The organism is Leifsonia sp. L25, from assembly GCF_050632895.1.
In genome coordinates this window covers 2935318-2954857 of the sequence record NZ_JBODRZ010000003.1, presented here as the reverse complement: position 1 = coordinate 2954857, position 19540 = coordinate 2935318, and the positions used below count along the sequence as shown (strand labels likewise).

Genomic DNA, 19540 nt, shown 5'->3' with positions numbered 1-19540 from the left:
GCCACGAGGACCGGAACGGTCTTTCCGTCCCCCATTCGGCCGACTATTGACAAACGGTCAATAGCGTCTAATCTCGTCGTGGGAACGACCGCACAGTCGCTGTCAAGCCCCCGAACAGGAGGATCGATGAAGTTCCGTAAGCTCGCCGGCTCCCACGCCGGACGCATCGTGCTCGCCGCCGTGCCCGTCGCGCTGGTCTCGACGGTGCTGATGACCGGGGTCGCGCAGGGGGCCGTCCCCGTCTCGTTCGCCGTCTCCGGCAGCCAGTTCCAGATCAGCGCCTCGAAGCTCGACGGCACCGGCTTCTCGCAGTACGCCGGCGTCGCCCCCGACACCGCGGGCAAGCAGCACCAGGTCGCGATCGCCAACATCAAGTCGGCCACCCTCGCCGACCTGTGCCAGTCGGTCGTCTCGGACACGCCGCTCGGCAAGGTCGGCATCCTGATCACGGCGGGTGGCGGCGGAAATCCGGCCAGTGCCTCCGACCTCCAGATCGGCATGACGGACCTCGGCGGAGATGCCCAGTTCCACAACATCCGCATCGGCGTCGACGCCTCGACGGTCAACACGGCCGCCAAGGGCAGCGCCGGCGACTTCGCCCAGGACGCGGACACGGTGACCATCTCGCACCTGCAGCAGACCGCGTGGAGCACGCAGGCCTCGGTCTTCACGCTCACCGGCATGCACGTGCAGCTCACGGACGGGTCGAAGGGATGCTTCTGAGCCGCCCGGGGACGAGGAACGCGATGGTCGGGCCGGAGGCGGGGATGCCCGAGGACGAGTCCGCGTCGTCGGAGGTGTCGGCGCTGCTGACGACGTCCGACGACGCTGAAGAGACGGTGGACGGATTCGAGCCCGCCGCCGCGGAGCCCGCCGAAGCCGCTCCGACCGACGACCGGACGGCCCGGCAGCGCTTCCGCGCCTGGCGGCGCGCCCGCCCCTTCACCGGCGGACTCCTGACGGCGCTCGGCGGGATCGAGATGTTCTTCTCCGGACAGCTCGACATCGGCCGCATCCACGTCCAGCTCGGCATCGAGGGGCTGCAGGCGACGATCATCCCCGTCCTGCTCCTGCTGCTCGGCGTACTCGTCATCGCGATGCCCGCGCACCGGATCTTCTACGGCGTGATCGCACTGGCCATCGCGGTGTACTCGCTCGTCGGCGTCAACCTCGGCGGCTTCTTCATCGGGATGCTGCTGAGCACTGTCGGAGGCGTGCTCGCGGTGGCATGGATGCCGCCCGAGCAGCGCGGCGAGAGCCGCCGGCGCGGACGGCGTCGCGAAGGCGCCCCGGCCGACGCGACCGACGCCGGCCCGGACGGCGAGAGCACGGCGGAGGAGACCGCGTGAGGGCCCGCAGAGGCTCCGCCGGCGTCGCTCTCGCGGCCGGTCTCGCGCTGGCCGGCGCGCTGACCGGGCTCGGCGCGGCCCCGGTGCCGGCCGACACGGCGCGCACGGCGGCTCCGGCCTCCCTCTGCATCCCGATCTTCTCCTCGTGCGACTCCTCGTCTCCGACGCCGTCGCCGTCCCCGTCGTCCGGCGCACCCTCCCCCGTGCTGCCGCTGCCCGGCCTCCCGAGCACGCCGGGCACGCCGGCGACCGGCACAGCGACCCCGACCCCCGCGCCGACGGCGGCCTCGCCGGACGGCGGAGCTCCCGTCTTCACCCAGCCGCCCGCGCAGCTCGGCAGCAACTCGCTGTCGTTCACGGGCCTCAAGGGCGTCACTCTCGTGACCGTCCCGCTCGCGGACGGCAGCCGCGTCCCCGTGCTGAAGATCTCGGCGGACTCCATCACGATCCAGGGCTTCAGCCTCAACGTGCGGAAGCAGACCGGTCCGGTCCTGCTGACCACCGCGGACACGATGACGCTGAGCGGCAACGTGCAGGTCTACCTCGATTCGGCGACCGCGACCCTCCCGGACGGCACGCCGCTCACCCTCGGCGCCTCCACCCCGCCGCCGAACAACACGCTGCCCGGGCAGCTCCTGCGCGTGACGCTCGGCCTGGTGGGCGCGACCGCCGACTCCATCGTCTACACGAACACCAAGCAGCACCTCTCGGAGTGACCCGTCCCTCGGCAGAGGGGTCGCAACACGCCGTCATGCGGTCCGGATGGCGGCGTGTTGCGACCCCTGTCCGGCCCGGCGCGGTCAGCGTCCCTTGCGAAGGCGAAGGCGAAGGCGACGGCGTTCGCGGCGGCCGAGCGCCGCCAGCGCCTCCGCCTCCGCGCGCCGGGCCGACTCGGCCGCGCGGAGGCGGGCGTTGCGGCGCTCGGTCCAGCGCGCGACCTCCTCGTCGGCGTCGCGGGTCGGCGTGACGACGGGAGGACCGCCCTGGAGCTGCCGCCGGGCGTCCACCACCCGGCGGTTGAATTCGGCCACGTGGTCGCGCACGGCCCGCTCGGAGCCGAGCCGGTCGAGCGTCGCATCGAACTCGGCGTGCTCGGTGCGCAGCGTGAGCGCAGGCGGACCGAGGCCGGTGAGCTGCTCGCGTTCGATCTTGCGGCGGATCCACCAGTCCGGGTCGTGCGTGCCGGTGAGCCCGGGCAGCGGCTTGCCCGCGCCGGGCAGATCGTCGAAGTCGCCGCGGCGGATCGCCTGCTGGATCGCGTTCTCGATCACGTGCGCGCGCTGGTCCATCGTCGGCTGCCCGGCGTTGACCTCCTCGACCTCTTCGCCGCGCGCCTCGGCCCCCGGCGCAGACGGTAGCGTGCGGCCTCGACCCGGGCGTCGGGCTCGGAGCGCGGGCTGTCGTCGGCCATGCCGCCAGCCTACGCCGGGAGCGTCGGCCGGCCCTGGCCGCACGTCGGTGGCGCGAGAAGAGCTACGCCGACATCCGTTCGTTCGCGAGGCTGACGCAGGGAGGCCGCTTCACGGCGTGGGAGAACCCCGGCGCAGTCGCACGCGCGATCCTGGCCCTGGAGGCAGCGGCCCGCTGAAATCGGCTCCGCAACCCGGTTGACAACCAGTAGGGCCCGCATAGTGTGTGCACTAAGCAACCGGATGGCAGGCCGAACCGCATGGGGACGGGCGGCAGTACTGCGTTCCCGGTGGGCGATGGCCCGGCCGTTTCAGGCCGGGCCATCTCCCGGCTTCCTGCCCATATCATCGCTGTGGGCGGAAGCCGGATCTCTCGGCTCCGACGGGTGTCAGAGCGGGCGGATGTTGGAGGCCTGCATCCCCTTCGGCCCCTGGGTGAGGTCGTACTCGACCTTCTGATTCTCCTCGAGCGTCCGGTAGCCCTGCGAGGAGATCTCGCTGAAGTGGGCGAAGACGTCGGCACTGCCGTCATCCGGGGCGATGAACCCGAACCCCTTCTCTGCGTTGAACCATTTGACGGTGCCTGTAGCCATCGTTTCTTCCTTCGTTGTCTTCTCCGTACGCTCGATCGAGCGCATGGCACTGCCAGGCTACTCCCCGACGGCTTGTTAGCATTCATCGCGTGCAATCGGAAAGCAACGTGATCGCCGACCGGATCGGCGAGAACATCCGTGGCCGGCGGGAACGTCTGCTCTTCACGCTGGAGGAGCTGGCCCGGCGCGCCGACCTCCAGGAGCACACGCTCTGGCGGATCGAGCGGGGCACGATCATGCCCTCGGTGCTGAATCTGGTGCTCCTGGCCGACGTGCTGGAGTGCCGGCCGGGCGACCTGCTGCACGGGGTGTCGGCGACGATGGGCGACGAGGCGCGCTGAGCCGGTCCGCTCAGTCGTAGCCGAGGATGACGACCTCGGCGTCGGCCACGAATGCGCCGCCGAGTCCGCCGATCCCGAGGGCGCTCCCGAGCCCGAGGGGCGCGCCGGTGTGCGCTCCCTCTGCGGGGTGAACCCGGGTCCGGTCTTCCTCGACGATGGCGGTCATGTCAAGGATGGTAGGCGCGTGGCCGCGGCGTCAGAATCGACACCGCGTCCAATGTTCGGGCATGGATCGACACGGCGTCCATCCGCGCACGGCGTTTCCAGCGTCAGCCTGGAGACCTCGAGGACAGCGACTGTTCCTTCAGAATTTCCCGACATTCGCGAATGCCCCCTTCCTGGGGGTGGTCCGCTCGTGCCAGAATCACGGAACCCGCTGCCGGTCGGCGGTGCACCGAGGCCCGATCACGCTGACAACGACGCCACGAAGGAGAGCCTTATGACGGACATCATCGCCCCTGCCGCTGTGCGCGCCGCCCTCGACCACGCGGTCGCCGCGGCCGGGGAACGGCATCGGTACGCGTTCCCGGCCGACGGTCTGGTCCGGTTCACCTGGGACGCCGACGGATCCGGGCGCGGCGACCTGATCGGCGAGGCGCTCCGCGAACTCGCGCCGGACGTCCACCAGCACCTCGCCGCGGTCGAGACGGATGACCCCGGTCAACCGGTCGAGTCGGTGCTCGACCTGGCCGAGCACGGCCTCGCCGTCCCGCTCGCCACGGTGGCGGCGCTGGATGAGGCGCGGGCCATCGAGGATGCCGGGGGCACCTGGGGCGAGGCGCTCGCGTGCTTCGACGAGAGCTACTTCGACTCGGAGGCGCTGGCGGGCTGAAGCGCGCGGGTCACGCGAGCGGGTCGTACTGGAACTCACGGACCTCCTGCGGGCATCGGCACGCGGTCGCGATCCTGGCCGCCCACTTCAGCGCGACGTCCCCCAATTCGGGGCGCGGCCCGCTACATCGTCGGCCGCATCCCGCCGTCGATCACCACGTCCGACCCGGTCAGATTGCCGAGGACCGGGCTGGCCAGCATCGCCACCAGCGCGCCGACCTCCTCCGGCGTCGTGAACCGGCCGGTGACCATCGCCTGCTCGGCGCCGTGCCGCACCTCCTCCGGGCTGCCCCCGCCGGCCGCCGACACCGTCTGGGCCACGCCGCCGGCGCCCAGCCAGAGCGCCGTGGCGACCGGACCCGGACTGACCGAGTTCACGCGGATCCCGCGCGGCCCGAGCTCCTTCGACAGCGACTTCGTGAAGCTCAGCAGCGCCGCCTTGGCCGCGCTGTAGTCCATCACCAGCGGGTCGGCGAGGATCGCGTTCTCGCTCACGACGTTCACGACGGCGCCCCCGTCGGGGATCAGATCGAGCAGCGCGCGAGTGACGCGCACCGCGGCGAGCGCGTTGAGCTCGTAGGTGCGCAGCCAGTCGTCGTCGGTGATGGAGGCGAACCCTCCTGGACGCGGCGGTGCGGAGCCGACGTTGTTCACGAGGATGTCGACCCGGCCTCCCGGGCCGCCGGCGAGCTCGTCGCGCAACCGCGCGATACCGTCCGGGTCGGAGAGGTCGGCGGGGTGGAAGCGGAAGCCGGCCGAGGCCTCCAGCTCCCGCGACTCGTCGGTCGGAGTGCGCGCCACGCCGATCACAGTGGCGCCCTCGTCGAGGAGGGCGCGGGCGGCTGCCAGTCCGATGCCGCGGCTGGCGCCGGTGACGACGGCGCGGGTGTCGTTCAGTCGGAGGTCCACGGGTGGCAACCTACTGCCTCCCGGGCGGCCCCGGCCAGAGCGGATCGGTCGGCGTCACTCCGCCCCGAACCACCTCCGCAGCGCCGCATCCAACTCCGCCGGCACCTCCCCGATCCACGCGACGTGCCCGTCCGGCCGCAGGAACGGCCGATGCCCTGCCCAGGAAGACGCCGGCCGCGACGGTAGGCAGCCGGGTTCGGGCGCGCCCCGCCGGCCGTCCCTGAGAAGGCCGTCAGGACCACTTCACCTCCCGACAGCACGGTGGAACGCTTGCAGGGACGCAACCGGACGGAGACGATGTGACGGGAATCAAGCGCAGAGCGGCGGCACTGTGGAGACGCGAGCCGGTCCGCGGGATCGACCACCTGGTGAAGAACGTGGAGACCGGGCGCTTCGAACGCTCCCTCTCCGGACTGACCGCTGCGGGCGCCGTGGTGACCGCCGCCGAGATCTACTTCGAGCACGACAAGGCGAGCTTCGGCAACCGCTGGATGTGGGCTCCCGTGATCCTGGGGCCGATCGGCGCCGTCGCCGGCATCGCCGGGTTCTTCAGCAAGACGGCCGCCAAGACGGCGCTGCCGATCGCCGCGGCGACGATCGTCGCGAACGGCCTGCAGGGCGTCTACCTGCACGCCCGCGGCATCGGCCAGAAGCCCGGCGGCTGGCACAACCTCCGCTACAACCTGGAGATGGGACCGCCGCTGCTCGCTCCTCTGCTGGTGACCCTGGTCGGCGGGATGGGCTTGCTGGCCGCGATCCTGAGGCGCGAGAAGTGACGGCCGCCGACCAGAGCGACGTCGCGGGCGACCGGGTCCCCGAGCGCTTCCCCGGCTTCCACGTGCTCGACCAGGCCCCGGCCTGGGACGAGACGACGCGCGCCACCGTGCTCGAACGCGTCGGGCGACCGCCGGACATCCGGTTCTTCGACGCCGCCGAGGAAGCGGCCGCGACCGCGCTGTTCGACCGGCTGCTCGACCAGCACCCCGGCGACCGCCTCGTGCCGGTGACGGCGATGGTGGATGCGCGGCTCGCCGAGAAGGAGACCGACGGCTGGCACTACGACTCGATGCCGGACGACTGGGTGGCGTGGCGGACCAGCCTGGCCGCGCTCGACGCGGAGGCCCACGCGAGACACGGCCGGGCCTTCGCCGCGTGCGAGGAGGACGACCAGGTCGCCCTGCTGGCCGACGTCACGGACGGCGACGGCGACTGGCGCGGCTTCCACCGGGCGCGCATCTGGAGCCTGTGGACCAGGTACGCGTGCACCGCGTTCTACAGCCACCCCGCCGCGTGGGACGAGATCGGCTTCGCCGGTCCCGCCTACCCGCGCGGCTACAAGAACCTCGGCGTCGATCGCCGCGAGCCGTTCGAGGTCGCCGACGCCCGGCCCGGCGACCTCCCGCAGGCCGGGACGGGAGCGTCATGAGCGCCGTCCGCGACCGCAACGACTCCGCCTGGCTCCTCACCCCCGACGGCTCCCGCGCCGAGCCGCGGCTGACCGAGCAGATGCGGCGCTTCGCCGACAGCGACGAAGTCGACATCGCCATCGTCGGCTGCGGCGCCGGCGGCTCCGTGCTCCTGCAGCGCCTGGCGCGCGCCGGCTGGGACGCCGTCGCCTTCGACGCCGGCCCGTTCTGGGACCCGGCGCGGGACTGGGTGAGCGACGAGGCCGGCTCCCACCACCTCTACTGGACCGAGCCGCGGCAGATCGGCGGCGACGACCCGGTGCCGCTCGGCTCGAACAACTCCGGGCGCGGCGTCGGCGGCTCGATGGTGCACTACGCCGGCTACGTACCGCGCTTCCACCCGAGCGACTTCCACACCCTCAGCGCCGACGGCGTCGGGGCGGACTGGCCCATGGAGTACTCCGAGCTCGCACCGTTCTACGACGACATCGAGAACGAGCTCCCTGTCGCCGGCGACGACTGGCCGTGGGGCGACCCGCACCGCTACCCGCACCGGCCGCATCCGGTGTCGGGCAACGGCGAGACCTTCCTGCGCGGCGCCTACGCGGCGGGCGTCGAGGCGAAGGTCGGCCCCGTGGCGATCACGAACGGCCGGTTCGGCCACCGCCCGCACTGCATCTACCGCGGGTTCTGCCTGCAGGGCTGCAAGGTGAACGCCAAAGCGTCGCCGCTCATCACGCACATCCCCGACGCCCTCGCGCACGGCGCCGAGGTGCGCGCGGACAGCATGGTGACCTCCATCGAGGTCGACCAGTTCACCGGCCGGGCCACCGGGGTGCACTACGTGAAGGACGGCGTCCCGCGCTTCCAGAAGGCCAGGATGGTCGCGATCGCCGGGTACTCGATCGAGACCCCGCGGCTGCTGCTGAACTCGGCGTCGGCGCGCTTCCCGGACGGGCTCTGCAACGACTTCGACCTCGTCGGCCGCTACCTCATGGTGCAGGGCGCGCCGCAGACCGCCGGGCGCTTCGAGCAGGAGATCCGGATGTGGAAGGCGCCGCCTCCCGAGGTGAGCACGGAGGAGTTCTACGAGACCGACCCGGGCAAGCCCTACAAGCGCGGCTACTCGATTCAGACCGTCTCGCCGCTGCCGATCACCTGGGCGGAGCACGTCATGGCGCAGGGGCACTGGGGCGCCGACCTCCGCCGCTCCATGTCCGACTACGTGCACTGGGCGTGCCTCGGCGCGCTCTGCGAGTTCCTGCCGCAGGCGGAGAACCGCGTCACGCTGGCCGACGAGAAGGACCGTTACGGCCTCCCGATCGCGCACTTCGCCTACTCGCAGTGCGACAACGACCGCGCCCTGGCGAAGGCCGCGCAGGCGACGATGGAGCGCATCCTGGAGGCGGCGGGCGCGCAGGAGACCATGACCGTGCAGCGCTACGCCCACCTCGTCGGCGGTGCACGCATGGGCGCGGACGAGACGCACGGGGTCGTGGACGCCGACTGCCGGACGTTCGCTGTCCCCAACCTGCTCATCACGGACGGGAGCGTGCTGCCGACCCAGGGCAGCGCCAATCCCGCCCTCACCATCATGGCGGTCGCCGCGCGCGCGGCGGACCGCCTCATCGCGCGCAAGGACTGAAGCCGGGCGCGACGGCTGAAGGCCGGAACAACGACTGAAGACTGAAGGCCGGAACAACGACTGAAGGAGAGAGACACATGGCGACGACAGTCAGCGAGTTCGTGATCGGACGGCTGCGGGAGTGGGGCGTGCGGCGCGTGTTCGCCTTCCCGGGCGACGGCATCGGCGAGTTCGACGGGATGCTCGGCAAGGCCGAGCGCGCCGGCGAAGGCCTGGAGTACATCCGCCCGACGCACGAGGAGATCTGCGCCCTGATGGCCACGGCGCACGCGAAGTTCACCGGTGAGGTCGGCGTCTGCATCGCGACCTCCAGCCCGGGCGGCTTCCACCTGATGAACGGCCTGTACGACGCGAAGATGGACAACCAGCCCGTCGTCGCGATCGTCGGCCAGCAGGGGCTCAACTCGTTCGGGACGTTCAACCAGCAGGAGAGCAAGCTCGAGCAGGCCTTCTCCGATGTCGCGGAGTACGTGCAGACGATCGTGTCGCCGGAGCAGGCGCAGGCTGTGATCGACACCGCGTTCCGCACGGCGATCACCCGCAAGCAGCCGTGCGTGGTCATCCTGCCGCACGACGTGCAGGGGATGAAGATGGCGGCTCCCGGCGCCGAGATGTGGGTGTCCCGGTCGAGCGCCGTGCCGCCGTCGACCGCGATCGCGCCGCCTCCCGAGCAGTTGCGAGCGGCCGCGGACATCATCAACGCCGGCGAGCGCGTCACCTTCCTGGTCGGGCACGGCGCGGTCGGGGCGACGGAGGAGGTCCTCGCGGCCGCCCGGCTGACCGGCGCCGGACTGATGACGACCCTGCGCGGAAAGCAGGTCGTTCCGGGAGACGTGCCGTTCCACACCCAGCAGCTCGGCCTCCTCGGCTCGCGGCCCAGCTACGAGCAGATGCAGGACTGCGACACGCTCGTCCTGCTCGGCACCAACTACCCGTACGGCCAGTTCCTGCCGAAGACCGGCCAGGCGAAGGCGGTGCAGATCGACCTGCGGCCCGAGCAGCTCGGTCTCCGCTACCCCACCGATGTGAGCATCTGGGGCGACGTGAAGACCACGCTGGCCGGCCTCATCCCGCTGCTGACGCAGAAGGACGACCTGTCCTGGCAGGAGAAGGCCGCCTCCGGCATGCGGGAGTGGGACGACGAGCTCGCCGCCCAGGCCGAGCAGCACTACGACGACGGCGTGAACCCGCGCCGGGTCTACCACGAGCTGAACAAACGGCTCCCGGCCGGTGCGATCGTCACCGCCGACGCCGGAACCACCGCCGACTGGTACGGCCAGCACATCCGGCTGCGCGACGGGATGCGCGGCGACCTCTCCGGCCGGCTCGCGACGATGCTCGCCGCGATGCCGTATGCGGAGGCGGCGAAGTTCGCCTTCCCCGACCGCACGGTCGTCTGCACGATCGGCGACGGCGCCTTCCAGATGCTCGGCATGAACGAGCTGATCACCGTCAAGAAGTACCTGTCGCGCTGGTCCAACCCCAACTTCGTGGTGCTGGTGCTGCACAACGACGACCTCACCCAGGTGTCGTGGGAGATGCGCACCGAGGATGCCAACCCGGTCTGGTCGACCTCCCAGGACGTCGAGTCGGTCGACTACGCGGGCTGGGCGAAGCTGCTGGGCTTCCAGGGCATCACGGTGACCTCGGACGACCAGATCGAGGCGGCCTGGGATGCCGCGCTCGCGCACCCCGGCGTGACGGTCATCGACGCGCACACCAGCAAGAACGTGCCCCCGCTGCCGCCGCACATCACGTTCGAGTTCGCGAAGAACACCGGTCTCGCCCTGCTGAAGGGCGACCCGGACGGGCTCGGCGCGATCAAGGACTCGGCCACGTCGCTCATCACCGAAGGCGTCGAACGGGTGAAGGGGGCGCTGCACCGCGACACCGACGACGACCGCTAGCCGACTCCGGCCGGCGGGCTGACGCGGCCGCCGAGCACGCGCGGCGGCCGCTCGCCGTTCAGCGCGCGTCGCCCTCCCAGAACGCGCTGAGCCGCCCGGCCGCCGCCCTCCCCTGGTCGTAACCGGCCCGCGCCGACACCGGGCGCCGCGAGAGGTCCATCATGCTCTCGCCGAAGGCGTCGAGGGAGGCGTGGTCCGGCACGATCGTCTCGACCTCGCTGCCGCCGGCGCGCAGCTCGTCAACCTGCGCCGAGAGCTGCATCCCCCACTCCAGCGGATGCCGGGTGCGGCCGCCGAACGGCGACAGCACGAGGACGAGGTCGTACCCCGCCGCGAGGTCCGCGTTCTCGTTCCGCCGGTAGCCGCCGTCGATGTAGCGCGCGTCGCCGAGGGCGTACGCGAAGCCGCTTGAGCAGCTCGCGGCGACGGCGTCGGCCAGGGCGACGCCGCTCTCCCGGTCGAAGGTCGCGCCCTCGCCGGTGCGTGCGTCCACTGCGGTGATGACGACGTTCTGCTCGGGCCAGTCCTGGCTCGGCAGCCGGGACGCGACGGTCGCGCGCCACTGCGGCTGACGCTCGGGGCCGGCGTCGTCGGCGAGCGCGATCGCCCAGGCGCCCATCCGGCGGCGCATGTCGGCGGCGTCGGAGGACTCGGCGATGATGCGGCCGGTGACCGCGAGCTGGCGGGAGACCGAACCGGCGACGCCGCGCGGGACGCCTGCGCCGCCGGGTCGGCCTCCCCCAGCGGCACCCCGGGCGCACCGCCGGGCCGCTGCGGAGTCGGTGCGTCGAGGATGGCGGCGAACAGCTCGCCGGGCGGCGCGCTCGTGATCTGTGCGGCGGCCGTGGATCCGGCCGAGGTGCCGACGATCAGGTCGGCGCGAGTGACGTCCAGCCCGCCGTCGAGGAGGCCGGCGATCACGCCGATCTCCCAGGCGTTGCCGGAGGAGCCGCCGCCGTGCAGGACGAGCGCGCGGGAGGAGGAAGAAGTGTGTGCGTTCATGGGAGTCGCCTTTCGCGAAGATGCCTTGGGGCGCTCCCGGCGACGGCTAGCGGCGTCGCACGATCGTGTACTTCAGGGGAGCACCCACCACGGATACTGCGTTCATGGGTCTCACCTCCTGCGTCGGATCACGATCGGGAGAACGTTAGCACGGCCCGTTGCGGGCAGTGCCGGAAAATTCTTCTTGCGTTGTGGGGAGGGTTGGTTCTATTGTGTGCTTTATCGATTGAGCACGCCAATGGTTCAGCGAACCGCTCGTTGCTCAATCGATAAAGCGCTCGCAGACACACAGCCGCCCACCGCTTTATCGTTTGAACGAATGCTTTATCGTTTGAACACCTGCTTCATCGTTTGAGCACCCGCTCCGACGACACCAGCCAACGACACGGAGGCACCGATGCCGAAGACCCGGGACGCCCGCTCGGCCGTCACCCTGAAGGACGTCGCTGAGCGCGTCGGCATCACCTCCTCCGCAGCGTCGATGGCACTGGCCGACCACGCCCGGATCAGCTCCAAGACCAAGGCGGCCGTGCGCCAGGCGGCGCAGGAACTCGGCTACGTCCCCAGCTCGGCCGGTCGCGCGCTCCGCAACCAGAGGGCCGGCGCCGTCGCGCTGATCGTCCCGAACACGTCCCAGCACGTCTTCGGCCACAGCTACTTCATGCACGTGCTCACCGGAGTGTCCGACGCCGCCAACGCCCACGACAGCCAGGTGATCGTCTCCACCAACTCCGACGCCGAGAACGGCGTCGCAGCCTACGAGCGCGTCGTGCGCTCCCGCAGTGCCGACGGCGCGATCGTCACCAGCTCGGCCGTGGACGACTTCCACGTCGAGGAGCTCGTCGCCTCCGGCCTCCCGGTCGTTCTGATCGGCAACTTCCCCTACCTCCCCGGCTCGGTCAGCGTCGGCATCGACGACGTCGCCGCCACGCGCACGCTGACCGAGCACCTCATCGACGTGCACGGCCGCCGCCGGCTCGTGCACGTCACCGGCCCGCTCGACCATCAGACCGGGCTCGACCGGCGCGAGGGCTTCCTCGCCGCCGTGCGCTCGCGCGGTCTGGAGGCGGACGCGCAGGTCGTCCGCGGCGAGTTCAACGAGGAGTCCGGCGCCGCGGCGGTCGTCGCAGCGCTCGCCGACGGCCGGGAGGTCGACGGCATCGTGTTCGCCAACGACGACATGGCGTTCGGCGGCCTCCAGGAACTCAAGCGCGCCGGACTCCGCGTGCCGGAGGACATCTCGATCGTCGGCTTCGACGACTTCGGGCTCGCACGCGTGACCACTCCGGGCATCACGACCATGGCCGTGCCGGCCGAGGAGATGGCGCGCCGCGCCACCGAACGCCTCTTCGACCTGGTCGACGGACGCTTCCACGGGCCCGCGCACGAGGAGCTCGGTGTGACCTTCGTGCCGCGCCGCTCGTGCGGCTGCCCGGAGAACCCCTGACCCGCATCCCCGACGCGCCCCCGATACCGCTCCACCCGTCCCACCGCACTATCCCCACCCCACCCACAGCACCGCCCCCTCCCCTCATCTGCACTGCTCAAAGGAGAACACTCGATGAAAATCCGCAGATCCCTCGTCGTCGCGGCCGGCGTGGCCGCGTCGATGCTGGCGCTCACCGCGTGCTCCGGCACCTCCGGCACCTCCGGAACGTCCGGCGGCACGGTCGACCTCACCGTCTGGACCGGGTTCACCGGCGGCGACCGTCCCGGCTACGACACGATCGTCAAGGACTTCAACGCGTCGCACCCGAACATCCACGTAACCATGAACGTCCAGCCCTGGGACACCATCGCCCAGAAGCTGCCGTCCGCGTGGCTGACCGGTCAGGGCCCCGACATCGCGGCGCCCTCCAGCGACCCGAACGCGATCGCGCAGTTCGTGAAGACCAACTCGGTCCTCGCGATCACGAACACCGGTTCGGGCGACACCAAGATCAACACCGACAAGCTCGCGCCGGGCACCGTGAAGGAGTTCACCTACAACGGCAAGCTCTACGCCGTTCCCGCGAACTTCGCGACGCTCAGCCTGTACTACAACAAGAAGGCGTTCGCCGCCGCCGGGATCGCCGGCCCGCCGACCACCGTCGCCGAGCTCCAGGCCGACGCCAAGAAGCTGACCCTCAACGGCGGCCAGACGCAGTACGGCCTCTCCCTGGCGGACAACCAGACCATCCAGATGTGGCCGATCCTGCAGTGGCTGGAGGGCGGCGACATCGTCGATGCGAAGGGCTGCAGCGTCGTGCAGACCAGCGCGGGGCAGAAGAGCCTCTCGACCTGGAGCGACCTGGTCGTCCAGGACAAGATCTCCCCTGTCGGGCAGACCGGCGCCCAGGCCGACTCGCTGTTCTCGGCCGGCAAGGCCGCGATGGAGATCAACGGACCGTGGGCGGCCCCCGGCTACAAGTCCGCGGGCATCGACCTCGGCATCGCGAAGGTCCCGGTCGGCGTCGACGGATCGAGCGTGACGCTCGGCTCCACCGCGCCGCTCGCCGTCTCGGCCAAGACGAAGCACCCACAGGAGGCGCAGGAGTTCCTCGCCTACTGGACCAGCAAGACCGCGCAGGAGAAGTTCTCGCTGCAGACCGGCTTCCCGCCGCTGCGCACCGACCTCGCCGACGACGCCAAGCTGAAGGCCGACCCGACCGTGTCGATCTTCACATCCCAGGTCCCCGACTCGCGGCTCTACCTGCCGCACGTCACCAACGCGACCCAGGTCGACGCCAACGCGTACGTGCCGCTGATCGGGCAGATCACCCGCGGGACCTCCGTGGCCTCCGCCACCGCCGACGCCGCCAAGACGATCGACAGCCTCACGGGGTGCAGCAAGTAGTGAGCACCCACACCACCGAGCCCGCCCTGTCCCGCCCTGCGCGGGACGGGGCGGGACCCTCCCCGGACGGCGACGCCGTCCCGGCGGCCGGGCACGACCGGCGAGGCGCACCCGCGCCGCCGTCGGCTCCGGTTCCAGCCGGCCTGGCTGTTCATGGCGCCGAGCCTGATCATCCTGGGCGTGTTCGTCCTGTTCCCGATCCTGCAGACGCTGTACTACAGCTTCTTCGACTGGACGATCGGGGCGTCCAGCCAGACATTCCTCGGCTTCGGCAACTACATCAAGCTCTTCCAGGACCCGCAGTTCTGGAACGCCCTCGGCGTCACCCTCATCTTCACCGCGTTCGCCGTCGTCTTCCAGATCACCCTCGGCTTCGGGTCCGCGCTGCTGCTGCTGAAGGACAACCTGCTCACCCGGATCGTGCGCTCGGTCTACTTCTTCCCGACGATCGTCTCGTTCGTCACCATCGGCCTGGTCTGGAAGTTCCTGCTGGACCCGAGCATCGGCCTCGTCGGCGGCCTCACCCAGCTCCTCGGCCTCCAGCCGGTCGCCTGGCTGCAGTCGACCTCCCTGGCCCTGCCGAGCGTCATCTTCGTGGCCGTCTGGCGGAGCGTCGGCTTCGCCATGATCCTGTTCGTCGCCGCGCTGAAGGCCGTCCCCGCCGAGCGTTACGAGGCCGGACGGCTCGACGGCGCGAACAACCGGCAGCTCACGCTGTACATCACGATCCCGAGCGTGCGGCCGACCCTGCTGTTCGCGACCATGATCCTCACCATCCAGTCGCTGCAGGTGTTCGACCTGGTCTACGTGATGACCGACGGCGGACCGGTGTTCCGCACCGACAGCCTCGTGAACCTCATCTACCGCGACGGCTTCGTGAACTATCAGACCGGCTATGCGTCGGCGATCTCCTGGGTCCTCTTCGCGCTCATCATGCTCCTCTCGCTCCTCCAGCTCAGATTGTTCAGGTACAACGATGTCGACTGAAACCGGTGTCCGCGTGAGACGCCCCGGCGCTCTGACCGCGCTGGCCGCCTCGTCGAAATGGATCGTGCTGGTGATCGGCCTGATCTTCGCGATCGTGCCGTTCATCTGGATGGTGTCCGGCTCGTTCCGTAGCGAGAGCGACCTGTTCGGCAACCCCGCCTCGCTCTTCCCCACCTCGATCACGCTGCACGGCTACCTCGGTGTGTGGGAGCAGCTGCCCTTCCTCCGCCTGCTCGGCAACACGTTCGTGTTCGCGGGCGTGACCACCGCTGCCACACTGCTGTTCGACTCCCTATGCGCCTACGCGCTGGCCAGGCTGAAGTTCCGCGGACGAAACCTCGCGTTCATCCTGGTCATCGCGACGCTGATGGTACCGTTCCAGGTGACGCTCATCCCGGTCTTCATCGAGCTGTTCCACTTCGGCTGGCTGAACACCTACCAGGGGCTGATCGTGCCGCGCGCCACCAGCGCGTTCGGCATCTTCCTCTTCCGGCAGTTCTTCATCAGCATCCCCACCGAGCTGGACGAAGCCGCCCGGATCGACGGCGCCGGCCACTTCCGCATCTACTGGAAGATCATCCTGCCGCTGGCCAAGCCGGCGATCGCGACCGTCGCCATCCTCAACTTCATGAACCTGTGGAACGACCTGCTCTGGCCGCTCGTGGTCACCAGCGACCCGAACATGCTGACGCTGCCCGCCGGGCTCACCCTCTTCGGCGGCCAGCACGTCACCGATCACGCCGTGCTGCTCGCCGGAGCCACCATCTCGCTGATCCCGATCGCCGTCGCGTTCTTCTTCGCGCAGAAGTACTTCGTGGCCGGCGTCGCCACGACGGGGCTCAAGTGACGGCCGCGGGGCTCGGCCCGGGTGATTTCGCCTGGGCGGCCGGCATCGAGGACACCTGCGTCTACCCGCCGGAGCACTTCGCGATGGCCGACCTCGACGAGTACGACCTCACCGAGCACACCGAGAACTGGCGGGACGACCTCCGGGCTGTCCGCGACCTGGGCGCGACCGTCCTGCGCTACGGCGTCAACTGGCCGCTCGTCCACACCGCCCCAGGGGTGTTCGACTGGTCGATGCTGGACGAGCGACTCCACTTCGCGTCGGCGGAGCTCGGGCTGACCGTGATCGCGGACCTCGTGCACTACGGCACACCGACCTGGCTGCGGGCGTCGTTCGCCGACCCGCGGTATCCCCAGACCGTCGCAGAGTTCGCCGGCGCGTTCGCCGCGCGCTACCGCGGGATCGTGGACCACGTGACGCCCCTCAACGAGCCGCTCACCACGGCGTCGTTCTGCGGCCTGCGCGGCGTGTGGCCGCCGTCGCTGAGCGGCTGGGACGGCTGGACCGCGGTCACCCTCGGCGTCGTGGAGGGCATGGCCGAGACGATCCGCGCCGTCCGCGCGGCCAACCCGGACGCGGTCGTCGTGCACGTCGAGGCGACCTCGCTCTACCGAACCGACGACGCCGCTCTCGCCGAGCACGCCGCGCTGCTGGAGTCGGTGGGGATGCTGCCGACCGACCTCCTGCTCGGCCGCGTCGACCCGTCCCATCCGCTGCACGGCTGGCTGCTGGAGCAGGGCGCGGACCCCGAGCGACTCGAGCAGCTGACCGCCGTTCCCCCGACCGTGGACCTGCTGGGCGTCAACTACTATCCCGACCTCTCACCGCGCACGCTCGTGCAGCGCGGCGAGGAGGTGGCGCAGGTGGCGACCAACCGCTGGAGCGTCGGCCTCGCCGACAGCCTCCGCGCGTTCTCCGCGCGGTACGGCCTGCCGATGCTCATCACCGAGACGAGCATCGAGGGCGACGACGAGCTCCGGTCCGCCTGGCTGGACGACTCCGTCCGCTCGATCGGGGAGTTGCGCGACGAGGGCCTCGACATCCGCGGCTACACCTGGTGGCCGATCCTCGACTTCGTGGACTGGTCGTACGCCTCCGGCGGCCGCAACGTCGAGGAGTTCGTGGTGGACGACCACATCGTCGCCGCGCGTCTGCACTCCGGCGACGGGGTGGCGGACGGCCGTCGCGCCAAGACGCCGTTCCTGCGGCGCATGGGCGTCATCCGGCTGGACGAGCAGGAAGACGGGCGGCTGGCCCGCGTGCCCACCGCGGCGGCCGCGCTGTACGCGCGACTGGCCGCGGAGCCCGCCGGCGCGCCTGGGACGGAGGTCGCCGATGAGCTCGCGCTCTGAACCCGTCCGCGCTGAACCCGTCCGCGCTGAACCCGTCCGCGCTGAACCGGTCTACGACGGCTACTTCGCGGACCCGTTCCTCGCCCGCTCCGGCGGCGAGTTCATCGCCTACGGCTCCGGCGACGACCGCCTGCTCGACGGCACCGAGACGCACGCTTTCGAGGCGCTCCGCTCCCCCGACCTCCTGCACTGGTCGAGCGCCGGCGGCGTGCTGGAGCGGCCGGATCCCGCGCTCGGCGACGCCTACTGGGCGCCGGAGGTCGTGGCCGCCGACGGCGCCTACTGGATGTTCTACTCCGTCGGCCACGGCATCGTCGGCCACCACCTGCGCGTCGCCCGGGCGGACTCCCCGCTCGGCCCGTTCGTCGACCAGGGCGTGAACCTCACCCCGGGCGAGTCCTTCGCCATCGACGCGCACCCGTTCCGCGACGCCGACGGCACCTGGTACCTGTTCTTCGCCCGCGACGTGCTCACCGGCGACCGGCCCGGCACGCACCTCGCGGTGCTTCGCCTCGACTCCTCACCGCGCCCCACTCGGACCCGGTCGCGGTGCTCGCGCCGGACTCCGACTGGCAGCTCTTCGAGCGCGACCGCACCATGTACGGCCGCCGCTTCGACTGGCACACGCTCGAGGGGCCGACCGTCGTGCGGCGCGGCGACCGTTACCACCTGTTCTTCTCCGGCGGCCGCTGGGAGGGCGACGGCTACGGCGTCTCGGTCGCGACCGCGTCGCATCCGCTGGGGCCGTGGACCCACGAGCCTCGGGTGGCCGCCGACGTGTTGAGCACGGAGCTCACCGGCCTCCTCGGCCCCGGCCACAACTCGGTGCTGCGGCTGGACGACGGCGTCGACCTGATCGCTTTCCACGCCTGGGACGCCGTGGGCGGGAAGCGGCAGATGTTCATCCAGCCGCTGTCATGGGAGTCCGGCCTACCGAAGGTGGTACTCCCTGTGCCTGGTTCCGTGGCGACGCCCGGCACAGGATGGAGGGCGTGAACACCACCGCCAACACCGCACCCGCCACCAACGCAGGGGGCCCGTCCACCGCTCTTGTCACGGGAGCCACCAGCGGAATCGGGAAGGAGATCGCCCGCCAGCTCGCCGCGCAGGGCTGGAACGTCCTGCTCGGCGCCCGCGACCGCGCGCGAGGCGAACAGGCCGCCGCCGAGGTCGGCGGCGCCGTCCTGCCGCTCGACGTCACGGACGCCGACAGCGTCGCCGCGGCCGCCGCGGCCGTGCCTGCCCTGGACGTGCTGATCAACAACGCCGGCATCTCGCTCGACATCGCGGACGTCATCACCGACGTCGACGTGGACGTCTTCCGGCGCACCTACGAGACCAACGTGTTCGGCGTGGTCGCCGTCACGAACGCGTTCGCCCCCGCACTGCGGCGCTCCGCACATCCCCGGATCGTCAACATCTCCAGCGGCACCGGCTCGCTCACCTGGAGCACCGGGCCCAACCCGCAGTTCGACCACGTCGCCGCTTCGTCCGGCCGGGGCGCCGCCTACCGCTCGTCGAAGGCCGCGCTCGACGGCCTGACCATCTTCTACGCGCACGCCCTCGCGGCGGACGGCGTGAAGGTCAACGCCCTGGCGCCCGGCCTGCGCGCCACCAATCTGAACCCGCGCGCCGCGGCCGCCGCCGGCGACCCCGCCGAGGCGGCCGAGGGCGCCGTGCGACTGGCGACGCTGCCCGACGACGGGCCGAGCGGGCTGCTGTTCTCGTGGGACGGCACCGTCGCGCCCTGGTGAGAGCGGGGCCGCGTCAGCGCACGTCGTGGTCAGCGCACGTCGTGGTCAGCGCACGTCGTACTGGGACCGCCCGAACAGTTCCACCCACTCCGCGTACGTGTGGTCGTGACCGATCGGGCACCAGCACCGGACGCTGATCGTGCGGCTGTCGCCAGAGCCCTGGATCGTCTCGACGTGCGCGACGGGCGCGGGCCTCCTGATGGGGGTAATCGTGGCACCCATGATCATTTCCTGTCTCGTTCGGTTTCCCCCGCCTCTGGAGAAAGGGTAGATCGGCGACCTGCGATGGACGGCCGGGATCAGCGAACTCGAAGCCTGACGGCGGCCCCAATTCTCGGGTAGACGGAGGGGCACAGCCTCGGGTGGGCGGCG

At 70.9% G+C, this 19540-nt stretch carries 24 protein-coding genes and 1 pseudogene; 17 read left to right on the top strand and 8 right to left on the bottom strand.

Going from position 1 to position 19540, the window contains the following annotated elements:
- Window positions 1–126 precede the first annotated feature (126 nt).
- Genes ACRAWC_RS18890 through ACRAWC_RS18880 form a run of 3 tightly spaced genes read left to right on the top strand, consistent with a single transcriptional unit; the run spans window position 127 to window position 2065 of the window.
- Entirely contained in the window at window positions 127–723 is a 597-nt protein-coding gene (locus tag ACRAWC_RS18890; protein ID WP_431349102.1) for a DUF6230 family protein, read from the top strand.
- Window positions 714–1349: a DUF6114 domain-containing protein gene (locus ACRAWC_RS18885; RefSeq protein ID WP_431349101.1), complete on the top strand. Its 636-nt coding sequence runs from the start codon at window positions 714–716 to the stop codon at window positions 1347–1349. The genes ACRAWC_RS18890 and ACRAWC_RS18885 overlap by 10 nt, the downstream gene beginning before the upstream one ends.
- Window positions 1346–2065 (top strand): hypothetical protein, encoded by a 720-nt coding sequence (locus ACRAWC_RS18880; RefSeq protein ID WP_431349100.1) that lies wholly within the window; start codon window positions 1346–1348, stop codon window positions 2063–2065. Before ACRAWC_RS18885 ends, ACRAWC_RS18880 begins: the two co-directional genes overlap by 4 nt.
- A gap of 84 nt (window positions 2066–2149) precedes the next feature.
- On the opposite strand, the gene ACRAWC_RS18875 is transcribed toward ACRAWC_RS18880, so the two are convergent.
- Entirely contained in the window at window positions 2150–2638 is a 489-nt protein-coding gene (locus tag ACRAWC_RS18875; RefSeq protein ID WP_431349099.1) for a DUF1992 domain-containing protein, read from the bottom strand.
- 509 nt (window positions 2639–3147) lie between these two features.
- Window positions 3148–3351 carry a cold-shock protein gene (locus ACRAWC_RS18870; protein WP_382458966.1) on the bottom strand — a complete coding sequence of 68 codons (204 nt, stop codon included), beginning with the start codon at window positions 3349–3351 and terminating at the stop codon, window positions 3148–3150.
- A gap of 89 nt (window positions 3352–3440) precedes the next feature.
- On the opposite strand from ACRAWC_RS18870, the gene ACRAWC_RS18865 reads away from it, so the two are divergent.
- Complete coding sequence (locus ACRAWC_RS18865) at window positions 3441–3692, top strand: helix-turn-helix domain-containing protein (RefSeq protein WP_431349098.1); 252 nt, start codon at window positions 3441–3443, stop codon at window positions 3690–3692.
- A 10-nt stretch (window positions 3693–3702) separates the two neighbouring features.
- Here ACRAWC_RS18865 and ACRAWC_RS18860 read toward each other — a convergent pair whose 3' ends face one another.
- Window positions 3703–3858, bottom strand: a complete 156-nt coding sequence (locus ACRAWC_RS18860) for a hypothetical protein (protein ID WP_431349097.1) — start codon at window positions 3856–3858, stop codon at window positions 3703–3705.
- Between the two features lie 273 nt (window positions 3859–4131).
- On the opposite strand from ACRAWC_RS18860, the gene ACRAWC_RS18855 reads away from it, so the two are divergent.
- The gene (locus tag ACRAWC_RS18855; protein ID WP_431349096.1) at window positions 4132–4524 is read left to right on the top strand and encodes a hypothetical protein; all 393 of its coding nucleotides are present in this window, start codon (window positions 4132–4134) and stop codon (window positions 4522–4524) included.
- A gap of 122 nt (window positions 4525–4646) precedes the next feature.
- Here the strand turns inward: ACRAWC_RS18855 and ACRAWC_RS18850 are convergent, their stop codons facing one another.
- Together ACRAWC_RS18850 and ACRAWC_RS18845 are read right to left on the bottom strand one after the other, a co-directional pair.
- Window positions 4647–5432, bottom strand: coding sequence for an SDR family NAD(P)-dependent oxidoreductase (locus tag ACRAWC_RS18850; RefSeq protein WP_431349095.1), 786 nt, complete (start codon window positions 5430–5432; stop codon window positions 4647–4649).
- A gap of 54 nt (window positions 5433–5486) precedes the next feature.
- Window positions 5487–5573, bottom strand: a complete 87-nt coding sequence (locus tag ACRAWC_RS18845) for a hypothetical protein (RefSeq protein ID WP_431349482.1) — start codon at window positions 5571–5573, stop codon at window positions 5487–5489.
- A gap of 158 nt (window positions 5574–5731) precedes the next feature.
- Between ACRAWC_RS18845 and ACRAWC_RS18840 the strand changes: the two genes are divergently transcribed.
- The 4 genes from ACRAWC_RS18840 to ACRAWC_RS18825 all read left to right on the top strand — a co-directional run bounded on the left by ACRAWC_RS18840 (window position 5732) and on the right by ACRAWC_RS18825 (window position 10390).
- Window positions 5732–6208 carry a hypothetical protein gene (locus tag ACRAWC_RS18840; protein WP_431349094.1) on the top strand — a complete coding sequence of 159 codons (477 nt, stop codon included), beginning with the start codon at window positions 5732–5734 and terminating at the stop codon, window positions 6206–6208.
- Window positions 6205–6858 carry a gluconate 2-dehydrogenase subunit 3 family protein gene (locus tag ACRAWC_RS18835; RefSeq protein ID WP_431349093.1) on the top strand — a complete coding sequence of 218 codons (654 nt, stop codon included), beginning with the start codon at window positions 6205–6207 and terminating at the stop codon, window positions 6856–6858. The genes ACRAWC_RS18840 and ACRAWC_RS18835 overlap by 4 nt, the downstream gene beginning before the upstream one ends.
- On the top strand, window positions 6855–8483 hold the full coding sequence (locus ACRAWC_RS18830) for a GMC family oxidoreductase (protein WP_431349092.1): 1629 nt from the start codon (window positions 6855–6857) through the stop codon (window positions 8481–8483). Before ACRAWC_RS18835 ends, ACRAWC_RS18830 begins: the two co-directional genes overlap by 4 nt.
- 77 nt (window positions 8484–8560) lie before the next feature.
- On the top strand, window positions 8561–10390 hold the full coding sequence (locus ACRAWC_RS18825) for a thiamine pyrophosphate-requiring protein (RefSeq protein WP_431349091.1): 1830 nt from the start codon (window positions 8561–8563) through the stop codon (window positions 10388–10390).
- Between the two features lie 58 nt (window positions 10391–10448).
- Here the strand turns inward: ACRAWC_RS18825 and ACRAWC_RS18820 are convergent, their stop codons facing one another.
- Both ACRAWC_RS18820 and ACRAWC_RS18815 read right to left on the bottom strand, forming a co-directional pair.
- Entirely contained in the window at window positions 10449–11240 is a 792-nt protein-coding gene (locus tag ACRAWC_RS18820) for a patatin-like phospholipase family protein (RefSeq protein WP_431349481.1), read from the bottom strand.
- A 12-nt stretch (window positions 11241–11252) separates the two neighbouring features.
- Window positions 11253–11392: pseudogene (locus tag ACRAWC_RS18815) on the bottom strand (patatin-like phospholipase family protein); the annotation flags it as partial.
- 397 nt (window positions 11393–11789) lie between these two features.
- Here ACRAWC_RS18815 and ACRAWC_RS18810 point away from each other — a divergent pair.
- The 8 genes from ACRAWC_RS18810 to ACRAWC_RS18775 all read left to right on the top strand — a co-directional run bounded on the left by ACRAWC_RS18810 (window position 11790) and on the right by ACRAWC_RS18775 (window position 19168).
- The gene (locus ACRAWC_RS18810) at window positions 11790–12839 is read left to right on the top strand and encodes a LacI family DNA-binding transcriptional regulator (protein WP_431349090.1); all 1050 of its coding nucleotides are present in this window, start codon (window positions 11790–11792) and stop codon (window positions 12837–12839) included.
- A 114-nt stretch (window positions 12840–12953) separates the two neighbouring features.
- Window positions 12954–14228: an ABC transporter substrate-binding protein gene (locus ACRAWC_RS18805; protein ID WP_431349089.1), complete on the top strand. Its 1275-nt coding sequence runs from the start codon at window positions 12954–12956 to the stop codon at window positions 14226–14228.
- Between the two features lie 153 nt (window positions 14229–14381).
- Window positions 14382–15215 carry a carbohydrate ABC transporter permease gene (locus tag ACRAWC_RS18800; protein ID WP_431349088.1) on the top strand — a complete coding sequence of 278 codons (834 nt, stop codon included), beginning with the start codon at window positions 14382–14384 and terminating at the stop codon, window positions 15213–15215.
- A 13-nt stretch (window positions 15216–15228) separates the two neighbouring features.
- A complete protein-coding gene (locus ACRAWC_RS18795; protein ID WP_431349087.1) occupies window positions 15229–16062 on the top strand; it encodes a carbohydrate ABC transporter permease in 834 nt (277 codons plus the stop codon).
- Window positions 16059–17414 (top strand): family 1 glycosylhydrolase, encoded by a 1356-nt coding sequence (locus ACRAWC_RS18790; RefSeq protein WP_431349086.1) that lies wholly within the window; start codon window positions 16059–16061, stop codon window positions 17412–17414. The genes ACRAWC_RS18795 and ACRAWC_RS18790 overlap by 4 nt, the downstream gene beginning before the upstream one ends.
- The gene (locus ACRAWC_RS18785; protein WP_431349085.1) at window positions 17398–18198 is read left to right on the top strand and encodes a family 43 glycosylhydrolase; all 801 of its coding nucleotides are present in this window, start codon (window positions 17398–17400) and stop codon (window positions 18196–18198) included. The genes ACRAWC_RS18790 and ACRAWC_RS18785 overlap by 17 nt, the downstream gene beginning before the upstream one ends.
- On the top strand, window positions 18084–18410 hold the full coding sequence (locus ACRAWC_RS18780; RefSeq protein WP_431349480.1) for a family 43 glycosylhydrolase: 327 nt from the start codon (window positions 18084–18086) through the stop codon (window positions 18408–18410). Before ACRAWC_RS18785 ends, ACRAWC_RS18780 begins: the two co-directional genes overlap by 115 nt.
- Window positions 18407–19168, top strand: a complete 762-nt coding sequence (locus ACRAWC_RS18775; RefSeq protein WP_431349084.1) for an SDR family NAD(P)-dependent oxidoreductase — start codon at window positions 18407–18409, stop codon at window positions 19166–19168. The genes ACRAWC_RS18780 and ACRAWC_RS18775 overlap by 4 nt, the downstream gene beginning before the upstream one ends.
- A gap of 45 nt (window positions 19169–19213) precedes the next feature.
- Here ACRAWC_RS18775 and ACRAWC_RS18770 read toward each other — a convergent pair whose 3' ends face one another.
- Complete coding sequence (locus ACRAWC_RS18770; protein ID WP_431349083.1) at window positions 19214–19390, bottom strand: hypothetical protein; 177 nt, start codon at window positions 19388–19390, stop codon at window positions 19214–19216.
- Window positions 19391–19540: the final 150 nt, after the last annotated feature.